Origin of the sequence: Marinobacter sp. MDS2, from assembly GCF_030718085.1 — a bacterium.
In the GTDB taxonomy this organism is placed as follows: Bacteria; Pseudomonadota; Gammaproteobacteria; order Pseudomonadales; family Oleiphilaceae; genus Marinobacter.
On sequence record NZ_JAVAJF010000001.1, the window covers coordinates 1,415,384 to 1,427,536 of the forward strand.

Below are 12,153 nucleotides of genomic sequence, written 5' to 3' on the forward strand. Positions count from 1 at the left end.
TGGTGATTGCTACCCATGGCTATGTTAGAGAAAGTTCTGATCGCAAACCGCGGTGAAATCGCCCTGCGTATACTCCGCGCCTGCAAAGAGCTAGGCATTAAAACCGTGGCGGTTCACTCTCAGGTAGACCGCGACCTGATGCACGTTCGCCTGGCAAATGAAACGGTCTGCATCGGCCCCAACAGCCCGACAGACAGTTACCTCAACATCCCGGCGATTATCAGTGCTGCGGAAGTGACAGACGCTGTCGGCATTCACCCCGGCTACGGCTTTCTGGCAGAAAACGCCGACTTCGCGGAACAAGTCGAGAAAAGCGGATTCCGCTTCATCGGCCCCAGTGCTGAAACCATCCGTTTGATGGGCAACAAAGTCTCCGCCATTGAAGCCATGAAGAAAGCCGGCGTACCCACCGTTCCCGGGTCAGACGGCCCGCTCACGGATGACGATGAGCGCACGCTGCAAGTGGCCCGTAACATTGGCTATCCGGTCATGATCAAAGCCGCTTCCGGCGGTGGTGGTCGTGGTATGCAGGTTGTTCACTCCGAGGCTGCCCTTCTGAAAGCGGTCCAGATCACCCAGACGGAAGCGAAAAACGCCTTCGGCGACCCCACCGTCTATCTGGAAAAGTTTCTGGAAAAGCCTCGCCATGTGGAAGTCCAAATTCTGGCAGATATGCACGGCAACGTGATTCACCTGGGTGACCGGGACTGCTCACTGCAGCGTCGAAACCAGAAAGTCATCGAGGAAGCGCCCGCCCCGAACCTGAACCCGGAATCCCGGGAGCGCACCCTCAAAGCCTGTGTCGATGCCTGTAAGGAAATTGGCTATGTAGGTGCTGGCACCTTTGAGTTCCTGTATCAGGACGGCGAGTTCTACTTCATCGAAATGAACACCCGAGTGCAGGTAGAGCACCCGGTCTCCGAAATGGTCACAGGCGTCGATATTGTCCGCGAACAGCTGCGCATCGCGAGCGGTCTGCCACTGGAATACAGCCAGGACGAAATCAAGATTTCCGGGCACGCGATGGAATGTCGGGTCAACGCCGAAGATCCGAAAACCTTTGCGCCCAGCCCAGGCAAGATCAAGCATTTCCATGCTCCCGGCGGAAACGGTGTGCGAGTCGATTCGCACCTGTACAGCGGTTACACCGTACCTCCGTACTACGATTCTCTGGTGGCCAAACTGATCACCTGGGGTGCAGACAGAGACATCGCACGCAGGCGCATGAAGAACGCATTGGACGAAATGTTGGTCGAGGGCATCAAGACCAATCAGCCGCTGCATCGAAAACTGGTGCGCGATGGAGGTTTTAAACAGGTAGACTTCACCATTCACTACCTCGAAAAACTGATACAGGATTGACCATGCCCTGGATACAACTCCAGATTCCAGCTGATCCGGACACTGCGGATCAGCTGGAAGACCTGCTAATGGAAATGGGCTCGGATGCCGTTTCCATGGAAGATGCCGCCGACCAACCCCTCTACGAACCCGATCCCGGCACAACCCCCTTGTGGAGCCAAACCACCGTCACCGGTCTGTTTCAATCAGATCGTGATATCGAGCAGCTGTGCTCTGATATCCGGGATGCCTGGCATCAGCAAACCCAGCAAACGCTGGCAGAGATTGATGTCACCCTGGTCGAAGACAAGGATTGGGAGCGGGCCTGGATGGATGACTTCCATCCATTGCGCTTTGGCGAGCGGCTCTGGATTGTTCCCAGCTGGCACGAAGCCCCCGACCCGGACGCCGCCAACCTGCTGCTGGACCCGGGCCTGGCGTTCGGCACCGGCACCCATCCTACGACAGCCCTCTGCCTGCAGTGGCTGGACGGACAGGACGTTGATGGCAAACAAGTAATCGACTACGGCTGCGGCTCTGGCATTCTCGGACTTGCCGCTCTGCTCCTCGGCGCCAAGCACGTGATCGGTGTAGACACCGACCCTCAGGCGCTGGAAGCCAGTCGCGAAAATGCCCGGCGCAACGGCGTTGATGACGACCGGCTTGACCTCTACCTGCCCGGCAGCGATCCCGACACTCAGGCCGATGTCATGCTCGCCAACATTCTGGCCCAGCCATTGATTGGACTGGCACCTCGCTTGGCCACGCTGACTCGCCCCGGAGGCAGCCTTGTCCTATCCGGCATTCTGTCGAACCAGGCCAGAGAAGTGATGGAGGCCTACGAACCTTGGTTTATCATGGACGAACCCGAACAGAAAGAAGAGTGGATACGCCTCACAGGACGGCGCAAGGGCGAGTGACGAATCAAACGTATACGTCTAAACTGCGTGGTTCCTAGCAACCACGCAGTGACTAAGCGTTCAGGATAACAGCATGACCCAGAGCAGCCTGCAAACACAGTGCCCAGAGTGCGCGACCCGTTTTCGGGTAACTGACGAGCAGCTCAGTGTTGCCGGAGGCAAAGTCCGTTGCGGCAACTGCATGGCCATTTTTAATGCGAATGAACACCGGATAGACCTTCCCGGTGACACTACAACACAGCCCCCTCATACCGACCCTGAACCCTCGCCATCTGAAAATTCCAGCCGTGACGACAAGCGCAGCAGCGTCATCGAAGACGACTTCGTTTTCGTCGACAATCCAGAGGAAGATGCCGAAGAAGAGCTCTACGCGGGTGACAAACTGACATTTTCCGAAGACGAGCTAAGCGAAAGCTTTCTCTCGGTTGACAACCGTCACAACGAAAGTTTCTCTGAAGACCACCAAGACACGATCAACTCAAATGTCGATGAGAGCTGGGCAGAAGCCATGCTTTCCGATGACCGCCCGACGGCGCCCGAGAAGCCCCCACATGAGCCTGAGCCTGAGCCTGAGCCTGAGCCTGAAACAGCATCTTCCAGCACGGGTGCCGTGATCGAGGACGAGTCACGAACGGGTAACGCCGCCCCCTTAAGCGAAGACACCGACCAGCCGGACGACCCGCTTATTAACCGGACTCGACCGGAGCCACAAACCGCGGCCTTGTACCAGGAGTTGCGACGAGACCCTGTATCGGTCGGTCGTGGTGGCAGTCGCCTTCGAACGATCCTGTGGGGTCTGGTGACACTCGCGCTGTTCGGGCTCTTGGTGGCACAGGCTACCTGGTTCCAGTTTGACCGCTTATCCGCCATTCCCCAGCTGCGCCCCTTTTACGAGAAAGGCTGCGAACTGGCCGGTTGCAAACTCCAGCCTCTGGTGAATGTCGATGCCATACAAAGCCGCAAACTGGTGGTTCGCACCGCCCCGGACAACCGCAACCAGCTGATTGTCGATGCAGTGATCATTAATCGCGCCAACTTCGAGCAGCCCTTCCCGTCTATTGCCCTGACCTTTTCCAACTTGAATGGGGATGTGGTGGCTCAAAGTGTGTTCAGCCCTGACGAGTATATCGCGGGCGACGGAGAGGCACTGGAGAACATGCCGCCGGATACCCCGGTCAAGATTGCCATCCGGATTCGCGACCCGGGACGGGACGCGGTCAACTACAACCTGCTCTTCCGTCCGTAGATACCTAGAGCCTTAACAACGGCCTACAGTCGGTAGAGCAAAAGTCAACCAGACAGAGCGAAAAATAATCAACTTTTTCGCTCATTTATCCCTTCAATCAAACTGCCCCCGGCGGTATCATTACCGCCCTTCGGGAAACAGTCGATCAGATTTTGAGCAACGACTGAAATCCGAACCTTGCTAAACCCGCTGTGACACGGACTCAGATCATGCTGCCAACGGCAAAAATCGGGCCGTACACCCTGCCCAACCCATTGATAGTTGCACCCATGGCCGGTGTAACAGATCGCCCGTTTCGGCTGCTGTGTCGAAGAATGGGCGCCGGTTTGGCGGTATCGGAAATGGTCATAGCGGATAGCAAGCTCTGGCATACGCGCAAATCACGTACCCGGATGAATCATCAGGGCGAACCCGAACCCCGGTCAGTGCAAATTGCCGGCGGCGACCCAGACATGCTGGCCGATGCCGCGCGGCAAAACGCCGAGTTTGGTGCCCAGATCATCGACATCAACATGGGGTGTCCTGCCAAAAAAGTCTGCAACAAGGCCGCTGGTTCGGCCCTGATGAAAGACGAAAAGCTGGTTCAGGACATTCTGCATGCGGTGGTCAATGCCGTCGATATACCGGTGACACTGAAAATGCGCACAGGTTGGGATCGCGACAACCGTAACGCCAAAACAATTGCAAAAATGGCAGAAGACGCAGGCATTCAGGCCCTCGCTGTCCACGGCCGCACAAGAGCCGACAAATATCTGGGCGACGCCGAATACGACACCATTGCCGAAGTGAAGGCCAGCGTTGGCATTCCGGTGTTTGCCAATGGCGACATCACGACACCAGAGAAAGCCCGGCACGTGCTGACCTATACCGGCGCTGACGGGTTGCTGATCGGCAGAGGCGCACAAGGCCGGCCATGGATTTTCCGGGAAATCCTGCACTTTCTGGAAACCGGCGAGCACCTTGCAGCACCGCCGCTGACGGAAGTGGAGCAGATTCTCCAGGAGCATCTCGCCGAACTGCACAGTTTCTACGGGGAAACGATGGGCGTGCGTATCGCCAGAAAACATGTGGGCTGGTATCTGCAGACCCACGACGAAAGCAAACAGTTCCGCAGTCGCTTCAACGGGATCGAAGACCCGCTGGAGCAAAAAGACAGCATCGCACAGTACTTTGCACGCTTACGAAATGGAGAGGTATTCGCAGCATGACCGCTGAGACTTTGGCACACGATAATCTGAGCACCCCGGCCAACGATGAATCACATCAGTTGCACACGGTAAACGGCAGCGGCAATAGCGTCACCCTGCGCGACAGCGTAGAAGTTGCTCTGAAGAACTACTTCGCGCAACTGGACGGAGCGCCCGTCACCGACGTATACCAACTGGTGCTTTCGGAAGTTGAAGCGCCCCTGCTCGAGCAGGTAATGAAGTACACCCGCAACAACCAGACCAAGGCTTCGACCATGCTTGGCCTGAACCGCGGAACCCTGCGCAAGAAACTGAAGCAATACGGTCTGCTATAATCAGACACGACCCACAAGGGCCTCCCGGATTCGTTCGCGAGGCCTTTGTTCTTTATATTCAGGCTACCCCGGCTTATCTGAACAGCGAAGAAACTGAACCATGGCAAACCAGGCTAACACCCCCGTCCGTCGCGCCCTGATCAGCGTGAGTGATAAAACCGGCATCGTCGATTTCGCACGAGCCCTGACCGAACGCGGCATTGAGCTGCTGTCCACCGGAGGCACCTTCCGGCTGCTGCAGGAAAACAAAGTACCGGTCACCGAAGTATCCGATTACACCGGTTTTCCGGAAATGATGGACGGCCGGGTAAAAACCCTGCATCCGAAGATTCACGGTGGCGTTCTGGGCCGTCGCGGCACTGACGACGCCATCATGGCGGAGCACGGTATTAATCCGATCGATATGGTTGTGGTCAACCTCTATCCATTCGAGGAAACCGTTGCTAAACCGGATTGCGACCTGGCCACCGCCATCGAGAACATCGACATCGGCGGGCCAACCATGGTTCGCGCCGCGGCTAAAAATCACAACGATGTCGCGATCGTCGTGAACGCGGCTGACTACAGTCGAGTACTGAAAGAACTCGAAGAGAACGACGGCGACCTGACCTACAACACCCGTTTCGACCTGGCGGTCAAGGCGTTCGAGCACACCGCCGGTTACGACGGTGCCATCGCCAACTATCTGGGCGGGCGCACACCCGACAACGACAACGCCGATTTCCCACGCACCTTCAACACTCAGTTTGTGAAGGTTCAGGACATGCGTTACGGCGAAAACCCGCACCAGCGCGCGGCTTTCTACGCCGAAACCAATCCCCGTGAAGCCTGTGTTGCCACCGCCAAGCAGCTGCAAGGCAAAGAGCTGAGCTACAACAACGTTGCGGACACCGATGCCGCTCTGGAGTGCGTAAAACCATTCGCAGACCCGGCCTGTGTCATCGTTAAGCACGCCAACCCTTGCGGCGTTGCCATTGGCGCCGACATTCTTCAGGCCTACGATCTGGCCTTCGCGACCGATCCGACCTCAGCCTTCGGTGGCATCATCGCCTTTAACCGCGAGCTCGATGCCAAAACCGCCCAGGCCATCGTTGATCGCCAGTTCGTGGAAGTCATCATTGCCCCCAGCATCGCCCCGGAAGCCGTAGAGATCGTATCTGCCAAGAAAAACGTGCGTCTGCTGGCTTGCGGCGAATTCGACAGCCACCGTGCCAAGACCATGGACTACAAGCGTGTCACCGGCGGCCTGCTGGTTCAAGACCGCGACTTGGGCATGGTAGCGATGGAAGACGTCAAGGTCGTGACCGACCGCCAGCCCACCGAACAGGAACTGAACGACCTGCTGTTCGCCTGGGAAGTGGCCAAATACGTTAAGTCCAACGCCATCGTGTATGCCAAAGCCGGCCGTACCATCGGTGTCGGCGCAGGCCAGATGAGCCGCGTATACAGCGCCAAGATCGCCGGTATCAAAGCCGCCGACGAAGGTCTGGAAGTGAAAGGTTCGGTGATGTCCTCCGACGCTTTCTTCCCGTTCCGTGATGGCATCGATGCCGCGGCCGCCGCAGGCATCACTGCAGTCATTCAGCCGGGCGGTTCCATGCGCGACCAGGAAGTGATCGACGCCGCCAACGAACACGGCATCGCGATGGTCTTCACCGGCATGCGCCACTTCCGTCACTGATCACAGCATTCAGGAGCACAACATGAACATTCTGATTATCGGCAGTGGCGGACGGGAACACGCACTGGCGTGGAAAGCCGCCCAATCGCCTCTGGCTGACAAGGTTTTTGTCGCACCGGGTAACGCCGGCACCGCCCGCGAGCCCGGTCTGGAAAACGTCGATCTGGACGTTATGGATCTGGACGGTCTGGCGAACTTCGCCGAACAGAACAACGTCGGTCTGACCATCGTTGGTCCGGAAGCCCCGCTGGTAGCGGGTGTTGTCGACAACTTTGAAGAACGCGGCCTGCGCATCTTCGGCCCCAGCGCCGGTGCGGCTCAGCTTGAAGGCTCCAAAGCCTTCACCAAGGACTTTCTGGCCCGCCAGAAGATCCCGACCGCGGACTACGCCAATTTCACCGACGTTGACGAAGCCCTCGCTTACGTTCGTGAAAAAGGCGCACCGATTGTGGTCAAGGCGGATGGTCTGGCCGCAGGTAAAGGCGTCATCGTTGCCATGACTCTGGAAGAGGCCGAAGACGCCATTCGCGATATGTTGGCAGGTAACGCGTTCGGTGATGCTGGCAGCCGCGTTGTGGTCGAAGAGTTCCTGGACGGCGAAGAAGCCTCGTTCATCGTCATGGTGGATGGCAAGAACGTACTGGCGATGGCCACCTCCCAAGATCACAAACGCGTTGGCGACGGTGACACCGGCCCCAACACCGGTGGCATGGGTGCATACTCCCCGGCCCCGGTGGTCACGGCCGATGTACACCAGCGCATCATGGACGAAGTGATCATGCCGACCGTTAACGGCATGGCAGCAGAAGGCCACCCGTATAAGGGTTTCCTGTACGCGGGCCTGATGATCGACACCACCGGCGCTCCCAAGGTGATCGAATTCAACTGCCGCTTTGGTGATCCGGAAACCCAGCCGATCATGCTGCGCATGAAATCGGACATCGTTGAACTGTCTCTGGCAGCCGTGGACGGCACACTCGATCAGTGTGATTCCGTGTGGGACGAGCGCGCTTCTGTGGGCATCGTTCTGGCCGCCGGTGGTTATCCGGGCAGCTACAACAAGGGCGACGTGATCACCGGCTTGCCGGAAACCGAGGTAGATGGCGAGAAAGTTTTCCACGCCGGCACCAGCCTGAAAGACGGCAACGTTGTCACTAACGGCGGTCGCGTACTCTGCGCCACAGCCCTCGGCAACACCGTCACCGAGGCTCAACAGCGCGCCTACGAATTGGCCGCGAAAGTTGAGTGGGACGGCGTATTCTGCCGTAAAGACATTGCATACCGGGCTATCGCCCGTGAACAAAGCTGATTTGTAACGCCGTTCACACCGCAGTGTCAGCCCGGTCATTGACCGGGCTTTTTTATGCCGTAATGTGGTACCCCTTTAAAAAAATGAACGACCTCAACGCCCCGGGGAACCCAGCATGTCGAAATCATCACCTGTAACCCTTGCCCTGTTGTTTATAACCGTGCTGTTCACCACTGCCTGCTCACGGCAAGGTATTTACGAAACCGCCATAGACTGGGAACGCTCCGGTGCCGGGCTCGAAGCCAGCCAAATAAACGTTGGCGAGTTGGAAATTGCCTACCTCCGAAACCGTGAAGCCAATAATGGCGACACCATCGTTCTGGTGCACGGCTTTGCCGCCAACAAAGACAACTGGACACGAATGGCCGGGGAGCTCACCGATGAGTTCAACGTATACGCCATCGACCTGCCCGGCCACGGCGACAGCAGCAAACCGATGGATCTTGGCTACCGGCTGGAACAGCAAGTCGGTTATCTTGCCCGTATTCTGAAAGCCCTGAACATCGAAACCATGCACATGATGGGCAACTCCATGGGTGGCGCGATTACCGCACTCTATGCAGCCAGGCATCCCGAACAGATTGAAACGGCGGTCCTGTTTAACCCCGCCGGCATTCTGGAATACCACAACGAACTCACCGAACTGGTGCTTGCCGGCGACAATCCGCTGATCCCCACCCAACCGGGCGACTTCGAGCGTTTGGTCGATTTTGCCATGGAAGAAAAACCTTTTATCCCCTGGCCCATTCTGGGGGTGATGGAAGAAAAAGCCATTGCCAACCAAGACATCAACAAGGTGATCTTCTCCGACATCCGCGAAGCCGGCCTGAACTCTGATTTTCGTGATGCCATCAAGCACATCAAAGATCCGGTTCTGATCGTCTGGGGCAAAGAAGATCGTGTGCTGGATTACCGCAACGGTGCCCTCTTCAAACAAGACATTCCCGGCGCCCAGCTAACCATCCTCGAAGGCATCGGGCACGCGCCAATGATCGAAACACCGGAAGAATCGGCCCAGCTGTTTCTTGAGTTTTCCAAGCCCTATCGCTTAGAAAACGACAAAGATCAAATGGCAGCACGTTAGCCGTAAATCGACTTCAACACGGGGAAAAAACAAGGTAGCCTTCTTGTTCTGTTCCCCGGTAAGGGCCTTTCATGCCTGAAGCGATCTGGATTTCTTTTGCCTTTGGCCTCGGCCTGCTCATCAAAGCGGTGCACCTGCCACCGCTGATTGGCTATCTCGCCGCCGGCTTCATCCTTAGCGCAATGGCCGCTAATCCGTCTATCCCGATCTCGCCGGAACCCACCGCCGTATTGGATCACATCGCCCATCTGGGCGTTTTGCTCATGCTCTTTACGGTCGGGCTCAAGCTGAAACTGAAATCGGTGATCAGCCCGGAAGTCATTGGCGGTAGCCTGCTGCACTTTTCGATCACCGCTCTGGTGTTCGCCCCCGGTATTTATCTGATTCTCGAGGTCAGCTGGTACACCGCCCTGATGCTGGCGATCGCCCTATCGTTCTCCTCGACCGTGCTGGCCGCCAAGGTGCTGGAAAACAAACGGGAACTTCGCGCTTTCCACGGGCGCGTATCGATTGGCATCCTGATCATGCAGGACTTGATTGCGTTGGTGGTGATGAGCCTGGCGGCTGGCCAAACACCGTCCCAATGGGCGCTGATCGTGTTTGGCTTACCACTGCTTCGCCCCGTTCTGTACAAACTGCTGGACGCAAGTGGCCACGAAGAACTTCTGGTGTTGCTGGGGCTTGTGCTGGCATTGGTGTTGGGGGGCTTAGGCTTTCAAGCGGTCGGGCTCAGCTCGGAACTGGGCGCTTTGGTGTTCGGCGCTATTTTGGCCAACCACCCCAGAAGCCAGGAGCTGGCCAAATCACTATGGAGCGTGAAAGAAATCTTCCTGGTGGGATTCTTTCTTCAAATCGGCATAGACGGTCTGCCGGGGAAAGATGCCATCATCTTCGCCGTTGCGGTGGCCTTGATCCTTCCCCTGAAAGGCATCTTGTTCTTCTTCCTGATGCTGCTCTTCCGCCTGCGCGCGCGTAGCAGCTTCCTGACCTCGCTGGCACTGACCAACTACAGCGAATTCGGCCTGATCGTCGCCAGCGTTGCCCTGCCCGAATGGCTGGTCCCATTGGCCTTGTCGGTCGCCTTGTCATTTCTGATATCCGCGCCGCTCAACCGGTTGGCGCACCCGTTGTATGAGCGCTGGAGCCACCGCTTGGTGCCCTTCGAAAGTGACCGGCGGCACCCGGATGAGCTGCCGATTTCTTTGGGCGACACTCGCGTTGTGATCATGGGAATGGGGCGAACCGGAACCGCCGCTTACGATGCGTTGAGCGGCACAGAAGCCCGACTCATGGCGCTGGATTCCGACCTGGCCAAAGTCTCGCGCCATCAGAAACAAGGGCGCAACGTGGTCTACGCCGATGCCGAAGACAACACCTTCTGGGAGGCCTTGCACATGCCCTCGGTGGAAGCGGTCATACTCGCCATGGGTGATATAGAAGCCAAACTGATCGCCGCCCGGATGCTGCGAAAGCTCGGTTTCACCGGCTACGTCGTCGCCCACACCATGTTTGAGGACGAAGCCCAGCGCATTCGCGAAGCCGGAGCCAACGAGGCCTACCTCACCATGAGCGAAACCGGGGTGGCCCTAGCAAGCCACTTGCAGCAAATAGCCCCGGAAGTCCCTGAGCCGGAGGCAACGCTTTCCGACCCCAAGCAGCCATCAACTTAACGCGCAGGTACGAAACCCGGTAAACACATCGTTTCTCTGAGGCAAGTACGCCTGCCGGTAGGTGCCACGAATCAAACTCGACGTTGTGGCACAACTGCCGCCGCGAGTCACCTTATGGTCACCAAACTGCAGGGTGGACATAAACGGATACATATCCACCTTGAAACCGTCGTACGGCAGAAACTGATCGCTGGTCCATTCCCACACCGAACCCAACATCTGCCGGCAGCCAAACGGACTCTCACCCGCCGGGTAATCAAACACCGGGTTCTGCGCCATGGATCGACCATTCATATCCACACGAGATGCATCTGGCGAGTCATTCCCCCACGGAAAACGCCGAAAAACCTCACACGGCCGATTCCCTAGCGCAGCCGCCTCCCACTCATACTCCGTCGGCAACCGCCGCCCGGCCCACCGACACCAAGCCTCAGCCTCCCAATAGGAGACATGAGTCACTGGCGCGTCCGGATTCAGCGGCAACCAACGATCAAACAACCGCACCTGCCACTGCCCCTCCTGACACCGCCAATACACTGGGTGCCCTGAAGCCAACTCCAGCCACTGCTGCCCGCCAAACGACCACAACTCCGGCCGCTGATAACCGTCGTCCTCAACAAACGCCAAAAACTCCCGATTCGTCACCAACGCCCGACTAATCGCAAACCCCGGCAACTGCACCTCAAACCGCGGTTTCTCCGCATCAAACGCAAAATCCTCTCCCGCAAACGCCTCCGAAGCCCCCGGCATCCCAATCACCCAACGTCCGGCCGGCACCTCTACATCCCCGGCAACCGCCTCACCCGGCGCCGGCCGATCACCGACAAAATCCGCCGGAGCGGGATAACCCACCGTCTGGCGACACCAGATCAGAGACTCAATGTGCATGTTCTGGTGAAAAATCGCATAGCGGTAGAGATACAACTCCCGATCGCTCAACTCACAGCGGCGAATACGCTCCGCCACCCGGTCATAAACCGTATGGAAATACGCCAGCGTCTCCTCACGCCCGGGAAACAAATCCCGGCGCCAACGATCCCGATGCTGAACATGAAACGAATCCCAGAGATCGTCCATCGCCGGGTTATAACTCTCCGAGCCATCCAGCAGCTTAAAAACAAACACCTCATAGAAAAACGCAGAATGCCCCATCTCCCAAAGTGGCGGATTCACACCTGGGTGATACGGAACATCCAGTTGGGTGTCCGATAACGAATTAATGAGTTGTTCTGTTCGAGTTCGAGCGAGCGCCAACTCATCAAGCAACTGGGCTTTCATTTCAAGAACAGACATCGAGTTTGGCTTCACGGAAAGTATCTCCCTGCGTCTGGGAATCGGCAGAGGGGAGGCGCTTCCAAAAATGTGCGTAGCCATGGATGG

The 12,153-nt window shown here is 57.4% G+C and carries 10 protein-coding genes; 9 read left to right on the plus strand and 1 reads right to left on the minus strand.

The genetic code is table 11. The features are described 5' to 3' along the window. Positions 1-15 precede the first annotated feature (15 nt). The 9 genes from accC (at position 16) to Q9245_RS06805 (ending at position 10,773) form a co-directional block, all read left to right on the plus strand. Positions 16-1,362, plus strand: a complete 1,347-nt coding sequence (accC, locus tag Q9245_RS06765; protein ID WP_305896411.1) for an acetyl-CoA carboxylase biotin carboxylase subunit — start codon at positions 16-18, stop codon at positions 1,360-1,362. Between the two features lie 2 nt (positions 1,363-1,364). Further along, positions 1,365-2,261, plus strand: a complete 897-nt coding sequence (gene prmA / locus Q9245_RS06770; protein WP_305896412.1) for a 50S ribosomal protein L11 methyltransferase — start codon at positions 1,365-1,367, stop codon at positions 2,259-2,261. A 73-nt stretch (positions 2,262-2,334) separates the two neighbouring features. Beyond that, the gene (locus Q9245_RS06775; RefSeq protein ID WP_305896413.1) at positions 2,335-3,507 is read left to right on the plus strand and encodes a DUF3426 domain-containing protein; all 1,173 of its coding nucleotides are present in this window, start codon (positions 2,335-2,337) and stop codon (positions 3,505-3,507) included. 209 nt (positions 3,508-3,716) lie between these two features. Further along, entirely contained in the window at positions 3,717-4,715 is a 999-nt protein-coding gene (gene dusB, locus Q9245_RS06780) for a tRNA dihydrouridine synthase DusB (RefSeq protein ID WP_371824790.1), read from the plus strand. Beyond that, positions 4,712-5,029 (plus strand): DNA-binding transcriptional regulator Fis, encoded by a 318-nt coding sequence (fis, locus tag Q9245_RS06785; RefSeq protein ID WP_199005914.1) that lies wholly within the window; start codon positions 4,712-4,714, stop codon positions 5,027-5,029. Before dusB ends, fis begins: the two co-directional genes overlap by 4 nt. Positions 5,030-5,129: 100 nt before the next feature. After that, on the plus strand, positions 5,130-6,710 hold the full coding sequence (purH, locus tag Q9245_RS06790; RefSeq protein ID WP_305896414.1) for a bifunctional phosphoribosylaminoimidazolecarboxamide formyltransferase/IMP cyclohydrolase: 1,581 nt from the start codon (positions 5,130-5,132) through the stop codon (positions 6,708-6,710). A gap of 22 nt (positions 6,711-6,732) precedes the next feature. Then, positions 6,733-8,019, plus strand: coding sequence for a phosphoribosylamine--glycine ligase (gene purD, locus Q9245_RS06795; RefSeq protein WP_305896415.1), 1,287 nt, complete (start codon positions 6,733-6,735; stop codon positions 8,017-8,019). A 115-nt stretch (positions 8,020-8,134) separates the two neighbouring features. Then, complete coding sequence (locus Q9245_RS06800; protein WP_305896416.1) at positions 8,135-9,103, plus strand: alpha/beta fold hydrolase; 969 nt, start codon at positions 8,135-8,137, stop codon at positions 9,101-9,103. A gap of 71 nt (positions 9,104-9,174) precedes the next feature. Continuing rightward, a complete protein-coding gene (locus tag Q9245_RS06805; protein ID WP_305896417.1) occupies positions 9,175-10,773 on the plus strand; it encodes a cation:proton antiporter family protein in 1,599 nt (532 codons plus the stop codon). Here Q9245_RS06805 and senA read toward each other — a convergent pair. Next, positions 10,765-12,081, minus strand: coding sequence for a selenoneine synthase SenA (gene senA, locus Q9245_RS06810; RefSeq protein ID WP_305896418.1), 1,317 nt, complete (start codon positions 12,079-12,081; stop codon positions 10,765-10,767). The genes Q9245_RS06805 and senA overlap by 9 nt on opposite strands. Positions 12,082-12,153: the final 72 nt, after the last annotated feature.